A 25,431-nucleotide genomic window follows, 5' to 3' on the forward strand; every position below is an offset into this window, starting at 1 on the left:
CTGAGTTTGCCGCACACCGCGGGTTGAGCTTGTCCCTTCCGCGGGTTGAGCTTGCCGCTTCCGCGGGTTGAGCTTGTCGAACACCGCGGGTTGAGCTTGTCGAAACCCGGACATGTGCGCGGGTTCGACAAGCTCAACCCGCGGTGCGGGGCGGGGGCGCGGTTTCGACGGGCTCAACCGGCGGTGGTGGCGGGAGTGGCGGCGACCGCTCAGGGGCTACGCACCGCGCGGATGCTCGCCACGGGCAGCGTGCGCTCGATGTCGCTCGCGCGGTCTCGGCCGCGCAGCCGGCCCCCGCCGAGCCCGGTGGGCTCGAGCGTATAGTCGTGCTCCTGCCCGTCGGGCAGCGCGACCGTGACCGTCACGGTGGTGCGCGACCGCACCGCCGACTCCAGCTGGCGGTTGAGCCAGGCCTCTGTGCTGTCCGCGCCGTCGGCGCGCTCGGCGGCCCGCAGCCTCTGCACGACCAGTTGCGCGGCATCCGTCGTCTCTCTCGGCTCCGAGTGGCCGAGCCTGCGCCGCACGCGCAGCTGGTTGCCGTCGGCATCCTCGGCGACGACGGGGTAGTGAGCGTCGACGAGCGCCCAGTACACGACATCGAGCGGGAACCGGCTGTGCAACTCGCCTTCCGAGAGGCTGCGCAGCCCCAGCGGCGCCAGCGACTGGTCGACGGCGATGGTGCGCAAGAGCTCCCGGTCGCCGGAGTTGACGGCAGACCCCGTGCCCGACGCCGGGTCGGCCGTGTGCACGCGCACCCTGCCGAAGCGCGAAGCGGCTTCGTCGATGAGGTAGGCGACGGGCTGAGGAAGCCCGGTCAGTGAGATGGACCCGATGAAGTCGCGCAACGACTGGGCCGTCTCGCCCGACGCGATCGCGCGGTGCAGCGACGACGGCGACACCCGGAAGCTCGCCGCGAGTCCCGTTCCCTCCGCGTCGGCCATGGTGCGCAGGCGGGCATCCAGCGACGGGATGAGCGGCCCGGGCGCCACGATGGAGAGGTCGTGCTGCACGTACACGCGGTCGACCTCTGCCGGGAACGACGCTCGCATGACCTCCGCCGCGGCATCCGCTCCGCGTTCGAGCAGCGCGATGCCGGCCGTGCTCGGCGCCGTGCTGGCGGTGATGCCGAGAAACTCCGCGTGCGTCTCGACCTCGTTCACGCGTCGGTCGAGCGATGCGTCAGCCGCGGGGTATCTCCACCGCGCATAGCTGCGCAGGGCGTCGCCCCAGGCCGCGTGCGCGCGCTCGATCATCAGCGGGCGGATGTCGGTGGGCACCGACTCGAGCCACGTCGCCGCGAGCCTCGCCCAGCGCGCCGGGGTGGAGAGTCCGGCCCAGGCCTCGGCCGCATCCGTCGAGAGCCACACGACGCCGTCGCGGGAGACCAGCCCGGAACGCTCCGCGAGCCAGTGCACGGTGGCGACGTCGTCGACCTCGATGCCGAGTGCCGACGCGATGCGCCGGGTGTCCGGCAGGGCCAGGCCGCCCTTCTGCAGCTCTCGCGCCGGCTCGCGCTCCAGCTCGTAGACGAACTCGGCGACTGCTCCCGCGGCGACGAACGCCCGCTCGGCCGCCAGTCGATCGACGAAGCGCCGATCGACGTCGGGCACACTCGCCAGCGCTGCCGGCTTGCCGGATGCCGCGAGCCTGCGTCCCGGCATCCGCTCGCCTTCGGCCCACGCCTGGAAGCGCGCGGCGACGCCCGGATACAACGCGACGCCGTCCGCGGTGCGCTCGGCGAGGTACGCCGCCACGAGCGCGTCGAGATCCGCTGTGACGGATGCGGTCGAGATCTCGGTCGCGCCCCAGTCCCGCAGGCACTGTTCGACCTGCGCGGTGCTGGATGCGCCGTCGCACTCCGCGAGCGCGGCCAGCGCGGCCAGCACGGGACGGGGCAGCGGCGCGAGCGCATGCTGCACGGACGGCGGTTCGAGCAGGGCATCGGCGAGGTCGAAGAAGTCCTCGATGCGCGAGCGTGCGAGCCCGCGGCCCTCGATGAGGTCGTGGAGGCTCTCATCGTCCAGGCCGCCGAGCCGTTCGGCCAGCGACAGGGTGCTGGTCATGTGGGCGCGGGTCCGGCGATGCGCATCCTCGCCGCCGTTACCGGCCGGCCTTCCGGTTCTGCCTGCTGCGTCCCACCAGGTTGACCGCGAGCAGCACGATGATGAGCACGAACGCGAGCGGGAGCGCCCCCAATGGCAGCAGCTCGATGGTCGGCCAGATGCCCTTGCCGGATCCCTGGTCGGCGCCCGCCCCCAGCCACGTGCCGATCATCAACACGAAGAAGCACACGATCGAGAGGATCACGAGGCCCGCTGCGATGAACGCGAGAGCGCGCTGCACCCGGGATGTGGGCTGAGGCGTCTCGTCGGTCACAGAATCAAGGATAATTGACGTTGCACGAGCAACACCCACCCGCGGTGAGTGAGCTACGAGAATGCTCGCGTTCTCGTACCGAGCGAACGCGGGTCGAGGCGCGAAAGCGCCGACAATCCCGAGAGAGGTCTCCCATGCCGACCGGCAAGGTCAAGTTCTACGACGAGGAGAAGGGCTTCGGCTTCATCGCCCAAGACGGCGGTGGCGAGGTCTTCCTTCACGCGTCGGCCGTGCCCGAAGGTGCCGTGATCAAGGCTGGCACGCGGCTGGAGTTCGGGGTGGCCGAGGGCAAGCGCGGCACGCAGGCGCTCTCCGTGCGCGTTCTCGAGGGTCGCCCGAGCCTGAGCAAGATGAACCGCAAGTCCGCAGATGACATGGCGGTGATCATCGAGGATCTCGTGAAGCTGCTCGACGGCATCGGCGCCGGCCTCAAGCGCGGTCGGTACCCCGACACGGCACACGGTCGCAAGATCGCGGCCGTGCTTCGCCGGGTGGCGGACGATCTGGATGCCTGAGCCCGGAACCGAGGAGCCGACCCCCGAGGCGACGGAGGAAGTGGCGGCAGAGGTTACGGAAGCGTCGACGGCCGAACCTGCTGAGGCCGCGGAAGCGTCGACGGCTGAACCTGCTGCTGCCGAGCGGACGGAAGAGGCCGCGGCCGAATCTGCTGACACCGAGGACGCGGGGGAGTCGGCAAGCGCGACGGCGGCATCCGCTTCGGAGACTGAGCACGCCGAGGTGAGTACGGCCGAGGCGAGCACAGCCGCGGACGGGCCTGCGCCAACGCAGCCAGTTGTCGCCGACGAGCGCCTGCTGGAGGCGCACGACCTGGCCAGAACGGTGCTGCTGGAGATCACTCCCGAGTCCACGGTCGGACCGGTCGTCGGACACGTGGTGGAGGGCGAGCACGTGCTCTCGCTCCTGTTCGAGTGCACGATGGCCGGATATCCGGGGTGGCGCTGGACGGTGTCGCTCGCGCGCGTCGACGTGGAATCGGATCCCGTCGTGCTCGAGGCCGAGCTGCTGCCTGGTGAGGATGCGCTGCTCGCACCCGACTGGGTGCCGTGGTCGGAGCGCCTGGCGGAGTACCAGGCCGCCCAGCAGGCAGCGCGAGCCGCGGATGCCGGCGGCGAGAACGCATCCGACGCCGCGGCCGCCGGCGAGCACGGCGACGATGAGGAAGACCTCGAGGACGACGAGGACGACGACCTCGACGAGGAAGACGACCTCGACCACGACGACGACATCGACGGCATCGACATCGACCTGCACGACGAGGACGACGCCGGTGCGGATGACGACGAGGAGGCCGACGACATCGACGTCGAGGCCGAGGACATCGCGGGTGCCGAGGCGGCATCGCTCGACGACGACGCCGAAGAGAGTGCCGACGACGAGAGGGCCGACGAACAGAGCGCAGACGACGAGAGCGCCGACGAAGGCTCCGTGGGCGAAACCCGCAAGGCGGGTTCCGCGGACTGACTTCAGTGCGCGAGCACGCTTCGTCCGAGCGAGGGTCTCAGCGTTCCTCCGGCCGAGCGGACCGCTGCCCGTCGGCTGGCGGGGCGGCACGCTCGCGTCGGCGAGCTTGTGAGCGCTGCACCTGCGCGTAGACGACGCCGATCAGGCCGAGGACGACGCCGACGATCGTCGCCGAGAGTACCCAGCCGTGCCCGGAGGCCGCGAGCGGACCGGCCAGCACGAGAGCGACCACGGCCGCGATCGCCCACAGCACGGTGCCCACTGCGAGTGCTGCACGGTCGTCCGTCTTCATGGGCGGAGGATCGGGCAGTCGCTCGCTGTCTCTGAGCCAGAGTCGCATCGCGTGCTTTCGGCCGTCGCGGTCAGGCGATGTGCTCGACCACGTACTCGATGCAGCGGATCAGCTGACGCACGTCGTCGGGGTCGACGGCCGTGAACGTCGCCACGCGCAGCTGGTTGCGGCCGAGCTTGCGGTAGGGCTCCGTGTCGACGATGCCGTTCTCGCGGAGCACGGACGCGATGCGCGAGGCATCCACGTCGTCGAAGTCGATCGTCGCGACAACCTGCGACCTGGCATCCGGATCGGTGACGAACGGATGCGCGTACTCCACCGACTCGGCCCACTCGTAGAGTGCGCCCGACGACTCGGCGGTGCGAGCCGACGCCCACTGCAGGCCGCCGTTCTCGTTGATCCAGCGAACCTGCTCGTCGAGCATGATCAGCGTCGACAGTGCAGGGGTGTTGAGTGTCTGGTTGAGACGCGAGTTGTCCACGGCCTGCTTGAGGCTCAGGAAGTCCGGGATGTAGCGGTCGGATGCCGCGATGCGCTCGACGCGCTCCAGTGCAGCGGGCGAGAAGAGCGCCAGCCAGAGACCGCCGTCGGAGGCGAAGTTCTTCTGCGGGGCGAAGTAGTAGACATCCGTCTCGGATGCGTCGAAGTCGACGCCTCCCGCCGCGCTCGTCGCGTCGATCACGGTCAGTGCACCCGGGTCGCCGTGCACCCGACGCACCGGCGCCATCACGCCCGTCGACGTCTCGTTGTGCGGCCAGGCGTACACATCGACGCCCTCGATCGCCTCAGGAGTGCTTCTGGACCCGACCGGCGCCTCGATCACGTGCGGCCTCTGCAGCCATGGCGCGGATGCCGCCTTCGCGAACTTCTGGCTGAACTCGCCGTACACGAGGTTCTCGGACCGGTTCTCGATGAGGCCGAACGCCGCGGCATCCCAGAACGCGGTCGAACCGCCGTTGCCGAGGACCACCTCGTATCCGTCGGGAATGCGGAACAGCGTCTCGATGCCCTCGCGCACCCGACCGACCAGTCCTCGCACCGGTGCCTGCCTGTGAGAGGTGCCGAGGAGTGTGGATTCGGCGGCCACGAGCGCTTCCACCTGGGCAGGGCGCACCTTGGAGGGGCCGCTGCCGAACCGGCCGTCCGCGGGCAGAAGTGACTCGGGAATCGCGATCGCAGGCATGGCGTTGATTCTAAGGCCGGGCCGGTCGAGTCCTTGAGCCGGCCGGCGCCGCCGGTGCCTGTCGATACCCCTCGGGGCGGACGGGACCGTCTGCGCGCGCCGGTAGGCTGGATAGGGCGCCTTCGGCCGCCCGCACGGAGAACCAAGGGGAAGCGATGACCGACCTCGTCGATACCACCGAGATGTACCTGCGCACGATTCTCGACCTCGAAGAGGAGAACATCGTGCCGCTGCGCGCGCGCATCTCGGAGCGTCTCGGTCACTCCGGCCCCACGGTCTCCCAGACCGTCGCCCGCATGGAGCGCGATGGTCTCGTCATCGTCTCCGGCGACCGTCACCTCGAACTCACGCCCGAGGGCCGCCGCAGGGCCGTGCACGTGATGCGCAAGCACCGCCTCGCGGAGCGGCTGCTCTCCGACGTCATCGGTCTGGAGTGGGAGTACGTGCACGAGGAGGCGTGCCGCTGGGAGCACGTCATGAGCGAGCAGGTCGAGCACAAGATCCTGGACATCCTCGGGCATCCGACGGAGACCCCGTATGGCACTCCGATCCCGCGGATCGAAGACGAGGGCGTCGGCCTCCACCGGGTGTTCCTCGACGGGGTGCGCAGCACCGTGGATGCGACGCAGGACGGCGAGCGCGTCACGGCCACCATCCGGCGGCTGGGGGAGCCGGTGCAGTTCGAGCCCGAGTTGCTCGCGCAGCTGCGCCAGGCCGGGATCTTCCCGGGGTCCACCGGCGCGTTCTGGCGCACCGGCCCGTATGTGGCCATGCAGATCGACGGGTACGCCGAGGCCATCGAGCTGCCCAGCGAGGTGGCCAGCCACATCTTCGTGGCCGCCTGACGTCTGTTCGTGGCCGTCTGGCCCCTCTTCTTGGCCCTCTGACGGCGCCCCTTCGACGACCGCCACCGTGTCTCGGATGGGTGGACGCAAGGGGATCGACAACTCTCCGTCCCCATCGCGTCGGTTTCCACAAAGCATGAAAAAGCGTGGAATTCGATGTGACAAATAGATAACGGTCCCGTATTCTCGTACGAGTCCACAGACCAGAAGCCGGTCGACGGACCCGGCTCGAGACGCTCCCGCTTGCCCGTCTCTCGAGTCTGCGAAACCGAACTCTTCATGAGATCTCGGACGGGGTTGGCTACCTAGTGCCAGCGGAGCGCCGGAGGTTCACCCCTTGGCAACATTAGGTACCAGCGGACTTCCCGAAGACCGCAACCCGAGTACTACCAGCAAGGCGAACAACAACTCGAACGACTCCCTGAACCCCGCAGCGTCGCGCCGCGGCCTGAGGGAGTCGGACACCGCCCCTCGTCGCGGCATGCAGCGGATGTCGCGCGCCGCGAATCGCCCTGCCGTCCCCACGACGACCGCGCCGACGCCGACCGCGAAGCGCAAACCTCGGCTGAGGCCGCTGGCCAATCTCGCCGTCATGGCCATCGCCGGCGGAATCATCGCCACCGTCGCCATCCCCGCTTACGCCTTCAACCCGGCCACCTCCAACCAGGCGTCGTTCGGCACGTCGGTCATCGACGACATGAAGAAGGCGAACTCCCAGACCGCGCACGTCTCGAGCGCGATCGACGGGCCCGTGGCCTCCGGTGACACGTTCAGCGCCACTACCGAACAGCAGCTCGCCGACCAGAAGGCGGCAGCCGAGCGCGCGGCGGCCGCGAAGCAGATGCAGGCGTACGCGGCGGCGTACGACGGGCCGTCGGCATCCGACTACCTCAAGAACCCGCCGTATCCGAACTTCAGCCTGTCACAGGTGTTCGCGGTGGCGCAGCAGTACATCGGCACGCCGTATGTCTATGGCGGCGACACCCCTGCCGGCTTCGACTGCTCGGGCTACGTGATGTTTGTCTATGCCCAGTTCGGCATCTCGCTGCCGCACTCGGCTTCGGCCCAGGGTGCGATGGGAACGCGCATCTCCATTCAGGATGCGCAACCCGGCGACGTCGTCATCATGCTCGGCGGAGCGCACGACGGGTTCTACGCGGGCAACGGCAACATCATGGATGCGCCCGACGTGGGTCGCAGCATCTCGATTCGGCCGATCTGGACCGACGACTTCTACATCGTGCGATACGGCATCTGATCGCGAACGCGGTCGGTCGCGTGACCGGCTGCCGGCCGGGCGGTGAACGCCGGGCTACCACAGGCCAGCGATCGGCGTGCCACAAGGGCGTGGTGCGCCGATCCTGCGTTACCCTGTTGGCCTAGTCAGTTGTCATTCTGGCCACGTTCATCCGTAGCCCGTCCTGGAGAAGCTTCCCCCATGGGAAACCATCGGCATCACAGCCACCACTGCTTCCACCACCACTGTGTGTGGAATCACTAGGCGTCGTCTTCGTGACGGCGCCTTTTTTGTTGCTGTGACGCCGGATCCCCGGCGACGGAGCGGTCGAACGCGAGAGACACGGAAAGCCATTCCGGTCTATCGAGAGGATGTCGATGCGCACACTGGTGCTGAACGCGGGATATGAGCCGTTGGCCGTCGTGAGCTTCAAGCGAGCGCTCGCGCTGGTGATGAGCGCGAAGGCGACGATCATCGAGGTGGATGCCGAGCATCCTGTCTGGACCGTCGACACGGTTTTCGACCGTCCGTCGGTCATCCTGCTCACCCGTTACGTCCACCTGCCCCACGGTCGCGCCGTTCCGGTGTCGCGCCGAGGCGTGCTGCGCAGGGACGGCCACCGCTGCGCGTACTGCGGCAAGAACGCGACCACGATCGACCACGTGCTGCCCAAGTCCCGTGGGGGAGCGGACTCCTGGGACAACCTCGTGGCCTGCTGTCTGCGCTGCAACAACATCAAGGGCGACCGCACCGCGAGCGAGATGGGCTGGTCGCTCACGTTCACACCGCGCATGCCGCACGATCCGGCCTGGATGGTGCGAGGAGTCGAGCACGCGCAGCCCGAGTGGCAGGGATACCTGGAGCCGGCCGCGTGAGGATGCCCCGCTGCCGCTCGGTCGGAATCACACGCCCGGTGTCCGCCTCGCGAGCTCGACGTCGGGCCTATGGAACTGAAGCGACGTTGAGACTACGGCTGCAGCATCGAGACTTGGCTGCGGAATCGAGACTTCGGGTGTGGCATCGAGGCTACGGACAACAGCCATAGTCTGAGTGAAATACGCATAGCCTCGGCACAGGCCGCTTGCGTTCCGCTTCAGCGCTGGCACCTGGAAGCCCACGAACGATGTCGACCGACCGGTAGGATGAGTGCGCCAGCCTCTGTAGCTCAATGGAAGAGCAGTTCCGTCCTAAGGAAACGGTTGGGGGTTCGAGTCCCTCCAGGGGCACCGTTGCGAGTGTCGTGAGATCCGTGGAGTTACGCGGATGTTCGGGGAGCCGGGTTCAGGCAGACGGACCGTTTGCCCACATTTTGCCCACAATCTGCGTGATGCCGCTGTCAGCGACGACGCGCTCGTTGAGTCGCTCGGCGACGTTGCTGAGGTCGTCCTCAAAGAGGTCAGCGTAGGTATCCAGCGTCATGGATGCGGACTTGTGCCCGAGCATCCGCTGCAGTGCTTTGACGTTGGCACCGGCGCTGACGGCCAGGCTCGCAGCGGTGTGTTTGAGGTCGTGTGGCGTGAGCCGTTCGAGGCCGGCTTCTCGCAGCGCTGTCAGCCACCATGACTGCCGTGAATGGCTCGTATCTGGGCGCATGAGGAATCCGCCGTGTCGCGCGCGGAAGACGAGCTCGTCGGTGGGCTTGTTCTCGAGCTGGCGTTCCAGGATCGGCTCGAGGAACGCAGGGAACGGCACTGACCGCGACTCCCAGCTCTTCGGAGGACCGACCTGGATGTAACCATCGACCTCCGTTGCCGTACGGCGCACGTTGATGCGCCGCCGTTGGAGATCGATGTCTTCGGGTCGTAGCGCGACAGCCTCGCCCCAACGGATGCCCGTGTACGAGAGCGTCAGGATGAGAGCGGCGCGCGTCGTGTCGGGCGCGTGTTGTGCAAAGCGGAACACTTCCTCGTTCGTCAAGTACCGGCGGGGCTTCTTGGAGGCCTTACGCGGGAGGTTGCTTGACCCCCGTGCCGGGTTGGACGGGATCCGCCCGTCCCGAACGGCGGTGTCGAGTATCCCGGCGAGTATGCCGACGGCGCGAAGCACGACACTTGGCGAGCGGGGGCCTTTGTACTGACGCACCCGATTAGTAGTGGCCGTTCCCAGTCCGAGCTCGCGGATCCAGTTCTCGACCTCTGATGGTCGGACGGAGCCGACCGGTGTACCTGACCAACGCGGCTCGACGTAGACACGCCACGCAGTGCGGATGGGGGAGTAGCTGGATGGCTTGAGCGCATGCTCCTTGTTCGCCAGCCATCCAGTAGCGAGTTCGCCGACCGTGACGCGAGCGTGTGACGGGTCGAGGTATGTTCCTTGCCCCTTCGAGATCTCGACGGTCGCCATGAAGAGCTCAGCGTCGCGCTTCGTTCGAAATCCACGCTTATCGGTTTGAGAGTGGTCGGGCTTCCGGTAGCGGACCCGCCATCGCCGGCCTTGCCTGGTCTCGTAGCTTGTGATGCTTCCCATCTCTTCCTCCGACTGCTTTGTCTGGTACCGACTCCTACTAGTTCTTCTTGTTTGGTCGGAGATCTGGCGCGCACCTCCGCGCCCACTCTCTCTGATGACCCCGACAGTCAAGGCCGAGTCATACTGTTTTCCGGCTTGGGAAGCAGTCCCTGGCGTCCAGAGATTGCTGCGATTGCGGGGCAGATCAATGGAACTGCACACAGGGGTGTGCACATGCCGGCGGAACCGACTGGGTGTGTGCCAGGCATGATCCCGGCACGCGTTCGCCAGACTCTCACTCGACTTGGAGCGTCGGTGCCGAACTCCAACGAAACCGCCACTTTAGTTGGACAGCTGCGACTACGCTCCAACTCGCCTTGCACTGAAGCCGCAACGCTCCAAGTGAAGCGGCACTTCTCTTGTAAGTTGTGGGTATGGATGCGGCACGCTTCGTGGACTCGATCTTCGGCAGCGCTACGCGTGAAGCCGGTAACAAGAGCGGATTCACCTACTACCTGCCCAAGCCCATCCCCCGTCAGCTCGACCTGTCGACCGGCGCCGTCGCCGCGTTGTCGGAGGCAGATGCCGCTCTCGGGCTCCTTCAGGGGCTGGGCATGCTCATCGCAGACCCGAGCCTGCTCATCGGCCCGTACTTGCGCCGTGAGGCGCTGGCGAGCTCTCGGATCGAGGGTACGCAAGCTTCTCTCTCCGAGGTCTTTCAGTCTGAGATCGAAGCCGGCTCGGGAAACGACGACACCGCGGAGGTACTTCGATATCTCCAAGCGACACGTCAGGCCTATGAGTTGGCAGCTGAGCTGCCCATCACCCAGCGACTCATCCTGCAGGTCCATGCGACGCTCTTGGCAGGTGTTCGGGGTGAGGAGAAGTCACCTGGTGAGTTTCGACGCTCGCCCGTGTGGGTCGGCCGGGCGGGCGCGACACCAGAGAATGCCGCATTCGTCCCACCGTTGCCTCGTCACCTTGGCGAGCTACTCTCCGACTGGGAGCGATTCGTCAACGAGGATGGGCGGGCGTTGCCGGCGCTCGTGCAATCGGCGCTCATGCACTATCAATTCGAGACGATCCACCCGTTCCTGGACGGCAACGGCCGCATCGGTCGGCTCCTGATCAACCTCCTACTCATGGAACGGGGTCGACTCCCTCTTCCGTTGCTCTACCTTTCGAACTACTTCGAAACACATCGCGAGGAGTACTACGAGCGACTGCAGGCGGTGCGCGAGCGGGGCGATATCGACGGCTGGCTGGTCTTCTTCCTACACGCCGTCAAAGCGCAAGCCGAGGACGCCGTCAGCCGTTCGCGCCGGCTGGTCGAGATACGCGAGCGCTACCACAATGAGGCCGTCAAGGAACGCTCGAGCTTGCCCCGCCTCGTCGACCTCATCGTGCGCAACCCCTTCGTCACGGTGGCATCCGTTGAACGCGAACTCGAACTCACAAACCAGGGCGCCCGCAACCTCATCAAGAATGCTGAGGCTCGCGGGTGGTTGCGGGGCCTCGGAACGCACGGCCAAGGAGGCCGCGCACGCTGGTACTCGCCCGCTATCTACGAGCTCCTCGAAGAGCCTATGAGTTACGCAGACGAGCGGTAAGCAGTGTCATGATGCCGCATCCCGGCGCCTGGAGTCTCAGTGGTCCTCGGTAGCTAGTGTTTGTCCCAGCCGTGGGGGAGCCTCGGAGTATGAGCGATTCCCGTTCGCGTCCGGGCCCGCGACCAGTGGGTTCGTCACAGGTCGCTGCACTGGAGTTTTGTCGTGACTGGATGGTCTACCTCGGCGAACGGGACACCGTTATCGCTGCGCGGGTCGCCGCTGGGGTCTGTGACCTGTACAGCTCACGGTACGTCGCACTGGTTCAGAACCGGATCGGCAACATCGAGGTACCTCTTGTGCAACGGGCGATCGCGCTGTCCGCATCCGATGGGCGCCGTGCCTTGGTGTTTCACTCCGGCGGTTGCCTCATCGACGCCGCGCGGCTCGCGGACGCGCACGGGATTGCGCTAATCACGTATGTTGCCCGAGAAGGCGACATAGAGGCGCGGAATCGGGTAGCAGTGCCGATTTGCCGTACGTATCGGCTGCCTTAGAGGCTCGGCTCTGGTGCGGACTTCCTCCCGGGTCCTGCTTGTCCAGCGGACAGGGGTGCTGCTGCGCGGTGGAGTTCGTCGCGTGCGGCGGTGCGGGAGGCATCGATGGTGGATTCGATGCTGCCACGTTGCATCATTTCCGTAAGCTCAGCGGCCGCAGCCTTTGGAGTCGGGGCAGTGAGGACGATGTTGTTGGAGAGACGTCCGCGAGTGAGTCCCACATAAAGGCCGGCGGCGTCGACGCCGGGTCCGACGAGGGAGCGGTCGGTGGTTTCTCCCTGTGCACCGTAGACGGTGGAGGCGTAGCCGAGGTGGATGTGCTGTGCGGCGTAGTCGTGGCTGACTTTCCGGAACTGGGTTGAGTCGTTCACGCTTGCCAGGACGAGACCCTCGTTGGTGATCCGGTGGAGGATCCAGTTCTGCCGGTTCTCGACTCCCGAAGACCGGTTGTTGCGACGCGTCTGCACGACATCGCCCTCAAGGAGCGTCTGTCCGGCCTGTCCGACGGCGACCTTCCCGGTCGCGAGGGCGCCCGCCTTGAGGCGTCGTGCTTGGATCGCCTCACTCACTGCTTGTGCTTCAGCGTGCGTGGAGGTGATGAGGGAGATCGTTTCCCGTCGGCTCATCGCATCGAACCATGCATCGGTCATCGTCGACTCGGCCGCGCTGGTGTTGTCGGCGAGTTGGACGTGCCCGGTCTCCACCAGGCGGTTTGCCAGGCTCTGGCGGTCCGCTGCCGTCTGAGCACGTCTCAACTCGATCGTGAACCGTCCCCATGCGTGATCCTTGAAGCGATGCACATCCAGAAGCTCGACCATCTCCGCGCTGTTGTGTCGGAGTAGTGCCATGGCACCGGAGTGACCGACGGGGAGGGCTTGGTTCGGGTCGCCAACGGCGGCGATGCCAGTGCCTGTCTCGCGGGCGAGTTGGACGAGTGCGTTGGCGGTGTCGAGGTCGAGCATTCCGGCCTCGTCGATCACGATCCGGTCACCCTGCTGCAACTCCTCGTCCGGGACACCATCGAAGGGTTGCTGCGTCGTCGGGTCGATTTCGCCGATGGCAAGTCGTGACCAGACGGTGCGTCCGCTCGCGTCCTCGTTCCACCGCCACCCACACGCGTGAAGCAGTTGGTGGAGTGAGGATGAGTCGCTGCCGACTTCGCGGCCGGCCACGGTCGCGGCCTTCTTCGTCGGCGCGACGACGACCATCCGTCGGTTCTGCAGCTTGAGAGCCGTGGCGGCCACCTTCAACATCGTGGTCTTACCGGTCCCGGCCGCACCGATCACGGTCACGAGGGTGTTGGTCCCTGCAATGTCGCGCGCACCGTCGATCTGGCCGGAGTCCAAGGCGCGGCCAGGGTCAACGACCGCTGCGATCTTCTGCACGGCTTCGGTCGGGAGCGGTTCTCCACTCTCGGGGAAGAGCGACAGCTGATTGGCGAGCGAGTACTTCGCCACAACTGTCTCGCTGGCCACGAGGTGCTTCACGTGATCGGGCACAACCTCGTCCTGATTGAGGAGCCGCACCGTGTGCGCCGCCACAGCCTGCTGGACGAGTTCGTCGACCAAGGAGGTGAGATCGTCGCGATCGGTCACCAAGCCCGTAGAGGACAACGCGCGGAGGACGCCCGCGCGGACATCGAACACGCTGAACCGTCCGCCGGTCCCGGTGGAGCGACCATCCGCATCCACCACCGCTTTCGCGGCCACCAAGTCCAGGTCAATGTCCGCCACGTTGACCGGCGTCACGGCCACCGCTGCCCGTGCGGTCATGGTGGGGTCGGTGGTGTGGATCTCATCGCGGATGATGGCCGCCCAGTCGTCCTCATCCAAGTCCTTTGGTTTGTTCGGTCGGTTGGTGGCCCATGCCCATCGGTCGATCTGATTCAACACATCCCGCGACGGTTACTCACCCGGATGCTGTGTCCGCCACCACTCCAGCCGCTTTGCCCGGTTGGTTTCGATCTGCGCTGACCGCTTCGACAACGGCCGCACCAAATGCGCCAGCTGCTCGATCTCGCCGTCCGTGTTGAGCGTGAATCCTTTGGCCGCGAGAGCGCGGATCCACGCGGGGTCGGTGCGTGCGGCGAGGTCGCCTTCGGCGTTCACCACGTTCTGGAACCGCAACGCCACCCGGGTGTCCAAGTTCGACCAACGACCGTCCTGGCCTTGGACTTTGACGTTCAACCAGAGGTGGCGGTGTTTGTGCGGATCTAACGACCGGGACCGTTCATGCTTCAGCTCCACCACCTCAACCCGGGCCAGGTCCTCCCGAATGAGACCGCCAGCACCACGGCGAGCGTTGAGGTCTTGCTGCCAGAGGTGGATGATCCGGTCCCGCAACCGGTCCTGCAGATCCTCATACGCCGTATTCAACTCGGGATCGAGAAGCGCGGCGATGGAGAACGACTTCGGCGCGTTCACCGTCGCATCAAGGACCAAGTCAGCGACGGGTGACTCGAGGTCACGGCCGCGGCGTTCATCGGTGAGTGGATCTACTCCGTCCACCCACGCCCGCAACTGCTTCCGACTCAGCAGATCGTCCCGGATGGCGCCGTTCTGGCAGATGTACCGGTTCATCAACGCGTCCGCGTAATCCGCGGCAGCGATCACACCGGCAGCGTCCTTTGCAGTAAGGGTGGCGTCGCAGACCCCGCCGAAGGCGTACGCGACGGCCTGCTTCACCCCCTGCGAAGCCTTACCCCGCTTCCAACGCGCAATTCCACCCCTCACACTTGTTCTTCATCGAAACCGCCGATTTTGGCGCGCACCTCACAGAAAGTGCCTGCGTGCATTGCCGTTTTCGATCCGTGGGTCTCCTTTGCTCCGTGGTTCCGCTTCCGTCGTTTCTTCCTCGTACTCGATCGATGCCGTTGTCTGTCCCGTCGTCTCCGTTCGTAGTCTCCGTTTCGAGAAACCCTTCGCCGACCTTCCGCGGCGATGACCCACGACCGCACGAATCACGTTGCAGTTGGCGTACGCGGGATTCAGTTGATCGACGCAACACCCGATTGAAGGTGTTCGCTGATGTATCTGTCTTTGTCGTCTCATGCGACGATGCGGCTTCTGGCTGCGATCAGGTCCGGGGAAGGGATCAAGAAGTCTGCCCGGTTATCGGGCATCCCGTCCTCGTCGGTGTACCGGCTGCTGCGTGATCGGTATCTCCAGTTGCGGCGTGGCGGGATGAGCGGTCCGGAGGCTGTGTTGGAGATGGGAGTGCGCTCGAGCCGTGTCGAGGAGTGGGAGGCGCAGGTTGCGCATCCGCGGCTGTATCATCAGCGCGCGCTTCCGGTCGAGGTCGAGGATCGGTTCTGGGCGGCGTTGGAAGGGGCCATGGCTGCTGCTGCGGTGAGCCGGGAGGCCGGGATCCCGCATGTGACCGGGCAGAGGTGGGTGCAGCGTCGTTTCGATCAGCTGCGCGGCGAGCGGGTGCGCGTCGGGGAGTGCGCGCGGCGGTTGAGTTTGCGGACAGCACGTGCGGAGGCGTTCGAGATGCAGCGGCTGGCCGGCCCGCGGGCCCGGCGGAGCGTGGAGGCGGCGGCGCAGCGGGAGGCGCTGTTCACGGCGGCCCGTCACGCGGAGCAGGCAATCGCCCTGCACGGCAAGCTCAGGCGTCGCAAGGAGTTGGCCGCTGAGTGCTGGCGGCTGATGCGGCAGAGGGTAACCAATGTTGAGGTATGCAGAATTCTCGGAGTATCACGTCAGTACGGCATCCGCCTGCGCCAGAACCCGCCTCGCCTTTCACCTCACGCAGCAGCTGCCGGCGGTCCGGGCCGGTATCTGGAGCTGCGGGAGCGGGTGCTGATCGGACCGGCGCCGGGTCGGGTTCTCGATGCGTCAGATCGCGGCGCAGCTGGGCCGCTCGGCCTCCACGATCAGCAGAGAGCTGGGCCGGCACGCCGGCCCGGACGGCAGTTACTTGCCGGCCACCGCGGATCACGACGCGCACCGGCAACGCGCGCGCCTGAAGACGCCGAAGCTCCTCGGCAATGCGCGACTGCGGCAACTAGAGCAGCGCAAGCTTAACCGGCACTGGTCTCCGGAGGAGATCAGCAGCTGGCTGCGCAAGGCCCACCCGGACGATGCCCGGATGCGGATCTGCCACGAAACGATCTACCGCGCCCTGCTGACCCGAGACGGCGCCGGGCTGCACAAACGCTACGCGGCCCGGCTGCGCACCGGGCAGCGGATCCGCAAGCACCGGTGGCGGCACAACCACGATGGGACCGGCTCGCGCATTAGAGACATGATGATGATCCACGAACGCCCCGCCAAGGCTGAGGACAAGAAGACGCCCGGCCATTGGGAGGGCGACCTCATCATCGGCCTCGGTTTCGTCTCGGCGATGATCACCCTGCGGGAACGGGCCACCCAGTACCGCATCGTGATCAACCTGCCCCGAGACCACACCTCCGCCACCGTGAACACGGAGATCGCGGCCGCGTTTGTCCACTGGTGTCTTTGTACACGCTGGAGTTCAGAGCTGGATCTCGACGTAGGCGGCGGAGTGGGCGGCGAGCGATCCCGGCGCCGAGGGCGTAGTGGGGATGACCCGTCGCGCCGGAACATCGCTCAGATCGATCGGGGAGGCGCGGTGGTTCACTATCACTCCGCGGTCGCCGAAGATTGCGAACTCGACGCCACGGATCGGTTTCATCAGCGCCGACGGCGATGCGCCGATCTCGATCTCTACGGGCGTGCGGTCGAGGAGCACGAGTGGGTGCATCTCGCGACGTCCGTAAGCGGGTGGCACGATCGGCATCGTGCGTCGCGCGTAGGCGTAACCGTATTCGAAGCCGAACGAGAGAACGCTGCCTTTTCCGACCGACGTGCGTAAGATCCCTGGGCGACCGGTCTCGATGTAACGGCCGAGCACTTCGCCGTCCGAGGTGAAGGAAACGGTTGACCATCCGTGTGGGATCAGATCTTCGTCCCAGCGGAGGCAATCGAAGGGAACAGGTGCTTCTGTGACGCCGAAGGCGCCCTTGACCAGGCCACAGTTCGGTCCATGCATGACCATGCCGCCGCGGTCTGCGAACGCACGGACGCTCGCCTCGAGTTGGGTGGTCTCACCAAGGTCATAGAGGCTGTCGGTCGGTACGACGAGGTACTTGTAGTCCTTGAGCGCGCCTGCCACAACCTGGTCAGGATGCACGATGTCAACGTGCCAGCCGAGGTCGGTGAGCTGCTGATACCAGCCGAGCAGATCCATTCGGTGCCGACCGTTCTCGTCGAGCTCGAGCGGTTCGTAGAAGCTCATCATCGCTGGGAAAAGGATGGCCACCTCGCGGTGCCGTTGCTGCTGAAGCAACGGCATGACCTGTGCCGCCCACGCCGTTCCCGCGCGGAGGGAATCCTTGAATACGGGGTCCATCCGGAAGATGACACCGCCGTCATCCAGCCCGCTGTAACCGTAGGCATGGAGTCTTCTGGCGCCTCCGGCCACCTGGGTCGCAATGGCTTCCGCCGGCGGGACGGACCGATAGACGTCTTCGTTGATGTGACGCCCGAGGTAGAGGCCCGCCGTGAACTCGCGTCCCCCGTTGGCCGTACGCGCGATCGACGTTTCGACGCTGAGCACAGAAGCATCGGGCCGGTTCTCGGCGTTGAGCGGTGCCGTGATGAAGAGTACGCCGTCGACGTGTTGTGCGAGGCGATAGACGTCCAGCGCACGCTGTCCCGTCTGCCAGTCACGCTGTCCAGGTGGGTTGAAGAAGTACCCCCACTGGTGCAGCACAGGTTCGACGAACAGTTCGGGAACCATCGATCGCCAGTGGTCGCGCATCGTCGCGAAGTACTCAACCATGACTTCGCCCAGGTAGGACTGATTGTCGACCCATCGGTTGAAGTCCGGGCCGCGGCCCGTGAGGTCGTCCACGGTTGGCAGCGCGCATCCGACCCAGTCGAGTTCGCCTGGGTGAAGCCAGTACTGGGACGGTTCGAGATCGTCGAAGCTCGTTGCCGTGATGCCGTACCGTGCGGAGACACGTGAGATATCGCCGCTGTAGCGTGTGGACAGCCACTGGAGGTAGTGCGCCCGTCCCTCGGCATCGAAGCTGGGCTTAGGAATCGGGTCGAACATGGTCTGCATGATCACGCGGCCGTCCGGAGCGCGCCGCATGCCGTCGCCGTACAAACGCAAGAGGCCCTGAACATGTTCGACCATGGTCGCCTGCGCTGTCGGCGACCAGTACTTGTAGGTGCCCATCGGAGCGCCGTTCGGTCGTATCGACTCCTCGCCGCGAACCGGGGGCACGTCGCGGATGCCCGGGTACAGGTTGTCACCACATAGATACAGCGCCAGACAGGTGAAGTCCATGCCGTTGGCCGCGGCTTCGGACATCATCAGTTCCTGAGTGGCGACATACTGGCTCGCCTCCTCACCGCGGTAGCGTGCGAAGAAGTCCTCCCACGGCTTGGAGTCGAGGTTGATGGAGGTGAATCCGAGATCGGCGACATCCCGGATCCCTCGGCGCACCGCATCAGCATTCGAGTAGAACGGCTCGAAGAAGTTGCCGAACCACATGCTGATGAACGGCGGATCGGTCCACTCCGGCTCGGGGATTCTCGTGTTCATACCGTCGGGACCACGCTTTCGAGGAAGGTGTCAGCGATCCGATGGAAGTCGTCTCGGCTGTCACGACGGATGAAGTGCGTTGCGCCATCAACGACAGTGATGTCGGCTCCGAGAGAACGTGCGATCGCTCGATGATTCGGGGTGATACCGATAGCGATCGTTCCCGTGACGATATGCACGGGTACGGACGCCCTGGCAAGGTCGGTGAGGAGAGTAGTCCATGCGCGGGTGGGGATGACATCGCCATTGCGCACGAGAGAGACGTCCATTCGCTGCTTTGCCAGCGACCATTCGGCAAGCTCGTCCATCGGCCATCTCGGGAACCGGGCCGTGATCTCGGCGCGACGCTCTGAGTCCGTGATTGCTTGCTGGTGCTCGAGGGTCGCGGCCGCGCCCATCGCTACCTTCCTGTCTTGGTGGGATGTGATGGGAAGGCGCCAGAAGGGGTCCTCCAGCAATACGCCGACGAGGCCCGACGGCAGTGTCGCAGCAACCGCCGCCGCTGCAGAACCGCCCGCAGAGTGACCGAAGAGGATCAGGGAGTCGCCCTCCAGCCGAGGCGTCAGTGCCCTGATCAGGTCATCGACGATCGTGTCACCGGGATGATTCCGGAGCAGTTCAGGCGTCCATCGAGGTGAGAGCCCGTGTCCACGGGGGTCTACGGACAATACGCGGAATCCCCGTTCCGCCCAATGCTGCGCGGTCTTGCGCAACGTTCCGGCAGATTCGGCTAGTCCTGGAACGGCAACGATGGTGCCTCTTCTGGCGCCTGCCGGAACCTGCTCCTCGATGTGAAGTTCGTCGGTCACTGAAGGACCTCAGGGAACGCGAGCGGACGGCCCAGTGCGATCCGCTCGAGTTCTGTTGCAACGTGGTCACCAAGGCGCCGGATCTCGGTGCCCATCGAGCCTGAGATGTGCGGCGTCAGGAACACATTGGGGAGCGTGTAAAGCTCGTGATCGCGTGGCAGGACTTCAGGGCTGGTGACGTCGAGGATCGCCGAGATCCGTCCGGTGCGCAGCTGCGTGAGGAGTGCAGCCTGATCGACGACGTCGCCGCGCGAGGTGTTGATCAGAGTGGAGCCATCGCGCAGTTGTGCGAGCAGGCCCGCGTTGATCATGCGCTTGGTTGATGCGTTGAGCGGCGGATGAAGTGTAACGACGTCGCTCGTCCGCATCAGCTCGTCGAGTTCGACGCGCCGCACGTCGAGGCGCTGTGCCTCAGCACTTGACAGATAGGGGTCGTAGACCTGCACCCGAAGATCGTGGTCCCTGAGTCGTTCGATCACCATCCGGCCGATGCGTGAAGCGGCGACGACTCCGATGGTCTTCTCGCGATTTCCGGCGCGCGGAAACTCGAGCTCCCTGTCGATGCGTGACCTGGTGGTGCGATAGAGATGATGCGCCTCGAAAGCCTTCTTGTTCGCCAGCACGATCATTGCAACGGTGAATTCGGCAACGGGGATTGCGTTGAGCCATCCGGCATTGGACACCTGGAGGCCTCGATCGCCTGCACTGTCGGGCAGCAAAGCGGATCCCTGGCCCCCGGCGTAGAGCAAGTACCGCAGGCGTGGTGCGCGGTCGAGGTCGGTGTCGCTGAGGGCCGGCGCACCCCAGGCGGCGATCAGAACTTCGGCCTGTTCGAGGGCGCGTCGGGCGTCGTCGTCGAGCACGGTGAACGGGGTGCTGTGCAACGCTCTCGTGCCCTCGATGCGCAATGCCTCGAGTCCGTTTCCAAACAGATGCGTCGCGAGTTCGGGTGGACTCATCGTCATGGCGAAGTCGATCGGCGGCTTCGGAACCCCGACGAGCGCGGATGCCAGTGTCGTCGTGCTGCCCGTAGCACTCGTCATTGAATCCTCATTGTCCGTTCGTGGGTTGCGGTGTATCTGAGGATTGAAACTAGTTACAAACCGTCGCGAGCGCAACCTCCTATTGCGCCCGTGCGCCCGATGGGCGGACCTCCTAGCACAGCAGATGACGAAGCGTGCAGCTACATGCGCCTCGGTGGCGCGGTCGAACCGCGCAGCACGAACGAGGGTTGAAGGAGCACATTCTCTGCGGGCTCTAGTCCGAGCGCGATACGGGTCGCGCGAACGCCGACTTCGAAAAACGGGGGGTGAACCGTAGTGAGCCCTGGAGTGAGATCACCGACGATGGGCACGTCATCGAATCCGACGATCGACAGGTCGTCAGGAATCCGGAGGCCCAGCGCACGCGCCGCTCGGTAGGTGCCGACAGCGATGTTGTCTGTCATCGCGACGATCGCCGTTGGTCGATCGGCCATCGACAGCAGCTCGTGAGCTGCGGCTTGGCCGGCGTCCTCGCTGTTCGCGGCGTCGTGCACGAGCCTTTTCGGATGTGGCAAGTGGTGGCGTTTCATGGCTGTGCGGTATCCATCGAGTCGAACCTCGGCGGTCGTCATGCCTTTGCCTTCGCCGAGGTAGCCGATTCGAGTGTGGCCGAGGCGCACCAGTTCATCGATGCCAGCGCCGACGCCGGCCCGATGGTCGTAGTCGACACTCGTGATCGTTGGTGCCGTCGTCACCGGGGGTCTGCCGCACAACACGAGGGACGCGTCCACGTCGGCCAGATTCTTCGCATAGCTCGCGATGCGCGTGTCGAATTCGGCGTCGGATTCTGTCGAGCCGACGTACAGGACGGCGCGTGCGCGCTGTTCCCTCAAAGTCGCGATGAGGTCACTCTCGCGTTGCCGATCGCCTTCGGTCGTGGAGATCAACAACAAGTGACCGTTCGCCGTGGCAACGCTTTCGGCGCCGGCGGCCAGTGCCGCGAATGTTGGTCCGATCATGGAGCGGACCACGAATGCGACGGTACCGGGCCCGCGGCCGGTCATCGCTCTGGCAAGCCCGTTTACGACGTAGCCGAGCTCTGCCGCGGCAGTCAGCACCTTCGCACGAGTGTCGACGTGGACGCTCCGGCTGCCTCCGAAGACTCGTGAGGCCGTGGCGGGCGAGACGCCGGCCCGCGCCGCGACGTCTCGCAGATTCGCGCTGCTGACTCGGGCAGGCCCGCGGGATCCGCCATGACGGATCGCCTGCGCTTCGTCTGGAGTGGACATGCTGGGGATCGTACTCGGCCCTCGAGCGCCTTCGTGGAGGCATGCGCGTCGGGCTTGATGGATCGCTTGACATGGCTCGTGTGGTGGTCTAGCTTCGCCGTTATGAAACTAGTTCCACGAAGAACTGGTGAGGACTACAAGGAGTCATGAAGTGCAACGAGGCACCGCCGTCGCGGACGTAGGGCCCGGCACCGCGGCCGTCAAGAGCGCTCCCGCCCCCGGAGCGACTCGCCCGGCGCGCCGTCGAAAGCCGACGAGTCGCGGAACGTTCGGCTTACTGCTGCTTGCATTGCCGGGCGTTGTCTGGTTCGTGGTGTTCGCCTACGGCCCGATGGCCGGCCTGGTTGTGGCGTTCAAGGACTTCAACGTCAGTGAAGGAATCTTCGGCAGCCCGTGGAACGGTCTGCAGAATTTCGCGTACTTCTTCTCGAGCGGTGACGCGCCCCGGATCGTGATCAACACGATCTTCTTGAATGCGCTCTTCCTTGCGGCATCGCTCGGCGCCGGACTGCTCTTGGCCGTGATGCTGAATGAGATCAAGGGTCACTTCAGCAGGCGATTCGGACAGTCGGTCATCTTCTTTCCCTACTTCGTCTCACCGATCGTGATCAGCATCATCCTTCAAGCGGTGCTGGCGGGGGTCGGGGGCCGAAGCGGCATGGTGAACAACCTTCTGGACGTGTTCGACCTCCCTCAGGTGAATTGGTACACGCAACCCGGGGCATGGCCGTGGATCCTCACCATCGTCAAGGTCTGGCAGCTCGGTGGCTACACCTCCGTCATCTTCCTGGCGGCGATCACCTCGATTCCGGAAGAGGTCTACGAGGCCGCCGCAATCGATGGGGCGAGCCGTGCTCGGATGGCGCGTTCGGTCACAGCGCCGCTGCTCCTGCCGACGATGGGAATCCTCATCGTGCTCGGCGTCGGTCGCATCTTCTTCGGTGACTTCGCCACGATTTACGCGATCGTCGGCGACAACGGCACTCTCTTTCCGACTACCGACGTCATCGACACCTACGTTTTCCGTTCGCTGCGCACCGTGGGCGACTTCGGTACCACAGCGGCAATCGGTTTGTTCCAGTCCGTGGTCGGATTCGTGTTCGTCTCGGTCGCGGTGCTCGTGCAACGTCGCGTCGACAAGGAAAGCAGCATCCTATGAGCCTCATCGCCACCGGTCGCACGCAGACCATCACCGATCTCGAAGCGGAGACGGTGCTGGGCGCGACGCCGCCGAAGGCACCCGTGAAGAGTCGGCTTCCCGGTCGTAGATCGTTCGAACCGTTCACGGTGGTCAGTTATGTCTGTGTGACGATCTTCGGGCTCTTCTGCCTGATTCCGCTCTGGATGATCCTCGCCGGCTCATTCACAGACGAGTCAGTTCTCGCCGCCAACGGATACAGCTTCTGGCCGGCACCGTTCTCCGTGGCCGCCTATCAACTGCTGTTCACGGGACAGTCACTGATCAACGGGTATATCGCTTCGTTGTTCATCACCATCATCGGCACGGCGTTGTCACTGTCCTGCACCGCCTCGCTGGCTTGGGTGATCGCCAGGCGGCTTCCGCGCATCAGTCGACCGCTCACCGTCTTTGCCTATATCCCGATGCTATTCACGGGCGGACTCGTACCGCTTTACCTTCTGGTGACCCAGGGATTGAACCTCTCGAACAGCTGGTTCTCGGTGATCTTGCCGGTGATGTTGGCGCCTTTCCTCATCTTCGTTGCAGTCAGCTTCTTCCGACAGCTGCCCGAGGACATCCTCGATTCGGCTCGCATTGACGGCGCCGGGGAACTGCGGGTCTTCTTCCAGATCGTGATCCCGCTCTCCAAACCGATCCTCGCCGTGCTCGGGCTCTTCTACGCGGTCACGTACTGGAACGAGTGGTTCATGGCACTGCTGTTCATCTCCGACCCTGACAAGTTCCCCCTGCAGCTGATCCTCCAAAATCTCATCTCGAACGTCACGAACGCCGCGAGCCTTCCAGGCGCGTCCGCATCCCAGGCGGCGGCGCCCGTCTACCAACTCCGCTTCGCCATGACGGTCATGACCATCGCCCCCATCCTTTTCGCCTATCCCTTCGCCCAGCGGTTCTTCGTCAAAGGCCTCACTCTCGGGGCAACCAAGGGCTGAGTGAGCACAGCTGCACCATCCCCAACCCCCTCTGCAATCTGTCCACAAAGGAGTACACGGAATGTCCACGAATCTCAGCCGTCGCGGCTTCCTCGCCCTCGGCGGCGCCGCCGCGATCGGCGTCGGACTGACGGGAGCACTAGCCGGATGCAGCCCGTCCAAATCCAGCGGCGGCGCACTCTCGGGAACATCGCTGGCGATTCTGCCCAGCACCGCACCTTCGAACTGGAAGACGGTGCTGTCGAAATTCAACGCGGGTCTGAAGAAGGAACACGGATTCGAGCTCGACGCGCAGTTCATCAACTGGACGAACTACGCCCAGCAGTCCCTTCTCAAGTTCACCGCTGGTGCGAAGTTCGACACCGCGCTTCAGGCGCTTTGGCTGAACATGGCTCAGCTGCAACAGGACAAGTCGCTGGTCGATCTCACCAAAGAGATCTCCAAATGGCCCAACCTGTCCAAACAGCTCGCGCCTGAGCTGATCTCCTCAAACAAATGGAGCGGGCATCTGTGGGGCGTCCCTCAAGTCAACAGTGCTGGGCGAGTGCAACACTTCAGCATCCGCAAGGATCTGGCAGACAAGTACGGCTTCGACACCATCCAGGACTACGACACGCTCGAGAAGTTCTTCTACGACGTGAAGCAGAAGGATTCCGGAGTGACGCCGTTCGGCGTCTCCTCGAACGAGACGTTTGAGCTCGCCATTGGACCGCAAGGGCCAGTGGGACTTTTCGACCAGGCCGGATGGGAGAATCCGACCAAGTATTTCAATACGATCTTCGCCGGATCGGGCTTGTACTTCAGCTTCAAGGAGAGTCAACTGGCGTCTGGCTCGGCTGACCCCGTGCCATTCTGGGAAAACGACCAGATCGTCGAGACGCTGCGCCGCATTCGTAAGTACTACCAAGACGGCATCATCAACGCGAACGGACTCAACGCCGATAGCGCGACGGTTCAAGCGCAGTTCGAGGCCGGCAAGTTCGCGGGCCAGTGGGCGATCACCGACGGCACGGCGAGCAACTTTCTCGTTGCGCTCCGCAAGGCGGTTCCGGGGGCCGACTTGGAGGAGGTGCTTCCGTTCGGCGGACCGCTGACCTCAGTCAAACCGATTCAGACTTTCCAGGCCGACAACCTCGTTGTGGTGAACGCCAACGGCGGCGACGTCGACCGAGCGTTGGCGTTGCAGGACTACGTCTCAATCCAAGACAACCATGACCTGCTCGCCTACGGCATCAAGGGCACGGACTGGCAGCCGGTCGGCGACGACGGGATCAAGCAGCTCAGCACGTATGCGTTCCCGGGCTTCGCCCTCCTGTGGCGGTCGAAGCTCGAGCGACGTTCATCATTCATGACCGAATCCGAGAAGAAAGTCTTCGACTGGGCCCAGGATTACAGCAACTTCACCAAGGCCACGCTCGCCTCCTTCATCCCCGACGCCACGCCGGTCAAGCAGTCCGCAGCGGCAATGAACAACGTCATCACGCAGTACGCGAACCCGCTCTACTACGGGGCGGTCGATGTCGACAGCCAGCTCGACAAGCTCAAATCGGCCGCTGAAGCCGCCGGGCTGAGCAAACTGCAGAACGAGATGCAAAAGCAGGTCAAGGCATATCTGACGGCAAAGAAGTAGCTGACTGACGGGTTTCCGGTGCGGTACGGCTCGCGGCGCCGGAAGTCCGG

20 protein-coding genes, 1 tRNA gene and 1 pseudogene are annotated in these 25,431 nt (G+C 65.0%); 11 read left to right on the top strand and 11 right to left on the bottom strand.

Features of this window, described 5'->3' with window-relative positions; genetic code table 11:
• Window positions 1-209 precede the first annotated feature (209 nt).
• The gene (locus VHB92_RS14370; protein WP_325454449.1) at window positions 210-2,063 is read right to left on the bottom strand and encodes a helicase-associated domain-containing protein; all 1,854 of its coding nucleotides are present in this window, start codon (window positions 2,061-2,063) and stop codon (window positions 210-212) included.
• Between the two features lie 37 nt (window positions 2,064-2,100).
• On the bottom strand, window positions 2,101-2,376 hold the full coding sequence (locus VHB92_RS14375) for a hypothetical protein (RefSeq protein ID WP_325454450.1): 276 nt from the start codon (window positions 2,374-2,376) through the stop codon (window positions 2,101-2,103).
• A gap of 134 nt (window positions 2,377-2,510) precedes the next feature.
• On the opposite strand from VHB92_RS14375, the gene VHB92_RS14380 reads away from it, so the two are divergent.
• Together VHB92_RS14380 and VHB92_RS14385 are read left to right on the top strand one after the other, a co-directional pair.
• Window positions 2,511-2,891, top strand: coding sequence for a cold shock domain-containing protein (locus VHB92_RS14380; protein ID WP_325454451.1), 381 nt, complete (start codon window positions 2,511-2,513; stop codon window positions 2,889-2,891).
• Window positions 2,884-3,858 (top strand): DUF3027 domain-containing protein, encoded by a 975-nt coding sequence (locus VHB92_RS14385; protein ID WP_325454452.1) that lies wholly within the window; start codon window positions 2,884-2,886, stop codon window positions 3,856-3,858. The genes VHB92_RS14380 and VHB92_RS14385 overlap by 8 nt, the downstream gene beginning before the upstream one ends.
• Before the next feature lie 37 nt (window positions 3,859-3,895).
• Here VHB92_RS14385 and VHB92_RS14390 read toward each other — a convergent pair whose 3' ends face one another.
• Complete coding sequence (locus tag VHB92_RS14390; protein WP_325454453.1) at window positions 3,896-4,198, bottom strand: DUF2530 domain-containing protein; 303 nt, start codon at window positions 4,196-4,198, stop codon at window positions 3,896-3,898.
• Between the two features lie 22 nt (window positions 4,199-4,220).
• Entirely contained in the window at window positions 4,221-5,333 is a 1,113-nt protein-coding gene (gene serC / locus VHB92_RS14395; RefSeq protein ID WP_325454454.1) for a phosphoserine transaminase, read from the bottom strand.
• A gap of 155 nt (window positions 5,334-5,488) precedes the next feature.
• Between serC and VHB92_RS14400 the strand changes: the two genes are divergently transcribed.
• The 4 genes from VHB92_RS14400 (at window position 5,489) to VHB92_RS14415 (ending at window position 8,641) form a co-directional block, all read left to right on the top strand.
• Window positions 5,489-6,178 (top strand): metal-dependent transcriptional regulator, encoded by a 690-nt coding sequence (locus tag VHB92_RS14400; protein WP_325454455.1) that lies wholly within the window; start codon window positions 5,489-5,491, stop codon window positions 6,176-6,178.
• Window positions 6,179-6,515: 337 nt separating this feature from the next.
• Window positions 6,516-7,436 (top strand): C40 family peptidase, encoded by a 921-nt coding sequence (locus VHB92_RS14405; RefSeq protein WP_325454456.1) that lies wholly within the window; start codon window positions 6,516-6,518, stop codon window positions 7,434-7,436.
• A 356-nt stretch (window positions 7,437-7,792) separates the two neighbouring features.
• On the top strand, window positions 7,793-8,290 hold the full coding sequence (locus VHB92_RS14410; protein ID WP_325454457.1) for an HNH endonuclease: 498 nt from the start codon (window positions 7,793-7,795) through the stop codon (window positions 8,288-8,290).
• A 279-nt stretch (window positions 8,291-8,569) separates the two neighbouring features.
• A tRNA-Arg gene (locus VHB92_RS14415) sits at window positions 8,570-8,641 on the top strand.
• A gap of 55 nt (window positions 8,642-8,696) precedes the next feature.
• On the opposite strand, the gene VHB92_RS14420 is transcribed toward VHB92_RS14415, so the two are convergent.
• A complete protein-coding gene (locus tag VHB92_RS14420) occupies window positions 8,697-9,881 on the bottom strand; it encodes a tyrosine-type recombinase/integrase (protein WP_325454458.1) in 1,185 nt (394 codons plus the stop codon).
• A gap of 413 nt (window positions 9,882-10,294) precedes the next feature.
• Here VHB92_RS14420 and VHB92_RS14425 point away from each other — a divergent pair, with 413 nt between their 5' ends.
• Window positions 10,295-11,470 (top strand): Fic family protein, encoded by a 1,176-nt coding sequence (locus tag VHB92_RS14425; RefSeq protein ID WP_325454459.1) that lies wholly within the window; start codon window positions 10,295-10,297, stop codon window positions 11,468-11,470.
• 490 nt (window positions 11,471-11,960) lie between these two features.
• Here VHB92_RS14425 and VHB92_RS14430 read toward each other — a convergent pair whose 3' ends face one another.
• Window positions 11,961-13,796, bottom strand: coding sequence for an ATP-dependent DNA helicase (locus VHB92_RS14430; RefSeq protein ID WP_325454460.1), 1,836 nt, complete (start codon window positions 13,794-13,796; stop codon window positions 11,961-11,963).
• A gap of 72 nt (window positions 13,797-13,868) precedes the next feature.
• Entirely contained in the window at window positions 13,869-14,648 is a 780-nt protein-coding gene (locus tag VHB92_RS14435) for a relaxase domain-containing protein (RefSeq protein WP_325454461.1), read from the bottom strand.
• Between the two features lie 1,147 nt (window positions 14,649-15,795).
• On the opposite strand from VHB92_RS14435, the pseudogene VHB92_RS16700 reads away from it, so the two are divergent.
• Window positions 15,796-16,350 (top strand): annotated as a pseudogene (locus VHB92_RS16700) (IS30 family transposase); the annotation flags it as partial.
• A 90-nt stretch (window positions 16,351-16,440) separates the two neighbouring features.
• On the opposite strand, the gene VHB92_RS14450 reads toward VHB92_RS16700, so the two are convergent.
• The 4 genes from VHB92_RS14450 to VHB92_RS14465 form a co-directional block, all read right to left on the bottom strand.
• Window positions 16,441-18,489 carry a beta-galactosidase trimerization domain-containing protein gene (locus VHB92_RS14450; RefSeq protein WP_325454464.1) on the bottom strand — a complete coding sequence of 683 codons (2,049 nt, stop codon included), beginning with the start codon at window positions 18,487-18,489 and terminating at the stop codon, window positions 16,441-16,443.
• A gap of 47 nt (window positions 18,490-18,536) precedes the next feature.
• Window positions 18,537-19,349 (bottom strand): alpha/beta fold hydrolase, encoded by an 813-nt coding sequence (locus tag VHB92_RS14455; RefSeq protein WP_325454465.1) that lies wholly within the window; start codon window positions 19,347-19,349, stop codon window positions 18,537-18,539.
• The gene (locus tag VHB92_RS14460; RefSeq protein WP_325454466.1) at window positions 19,346-20,314 is read right to left on the bottom strand and encodes a hydroxyacid dehydrogenase; all 969 of its coding nucleotides are present in this window, start codon (window positions 20,312-20,314) and stop codon (window positions 19,346-19,348) included. Before VHB92_RS14460 ends, VHB92_RS14455 begins: the two co-directional genes overlap by 4 nt.
• A gap of 218 nt (window positions 20,315-20,532) precedes the next feature.
• Entirely contained in the window at window positions 20,533-21,621 is a 1,089-nt protein-coding gene (locus VHB92_RS14465) for a LacI family DNA-binding transcriptional regulator (RefSeq protein WP_325454467.1), read from the bottom strand.
• Between the two features lie 331 nt (window positions 21,622-21,952).
• Here VHB92_RS14465 and VHB92_RS14470 point away from each other — a divergent pair, with 331 nt between their 5' ends.
• From VHB92_RS14470 to VHB92_RS14480, 3 genes are all read left to right on the top strand, one after another.
• Window positions 21,953-22,780: an ABC transporter permease subunit gene (locus VHB92_RS14470; protein WP_325454468.1), complete on the top strand. Its 828-nt coding sequence runs from the start codon at window positions 21,953-21,955 to the stop codon at window positions 22,778-22,780.
• A complete protein-coding gene (locus VHB92_RS14475) occupies window positions 22,777-23,751 on the top strand; it encodes a carbohydrate ABC transporter permease (RefSeq protein ID WP_325454469.1) in 975 nt (324 codons plus the stop codon). Before VHB92_RS14470 ends, VHB92_RS14475 begins: the two co-directional genes overlap by 4 nt.
• Before the next feature lie 61 nt (window positions 23,752-23,812).
• Window positions 23,813-25,381, top strand: coding sequence for an ABC transporter substrate-binding protein (locus VHB92_RS14480; RefSeq protein ID WP_325454470.1), 1,569 nt, complete (start codon window positions 23,813-23,815; stop codon window positions 25,379-25,381).
• Window positions 25,382-25,431 lie beyond the last annotated feature (50 nt).

The sequence above is a fragment of the Humibacter sp. genome, from assembly GCF_035547335.1.
Taxonomy (GTDB): domain Bacteria; phylum Actinomycetota; class Actinomycetes; order Actinomycetales; family Microbacteriaceae; genus Humibacter.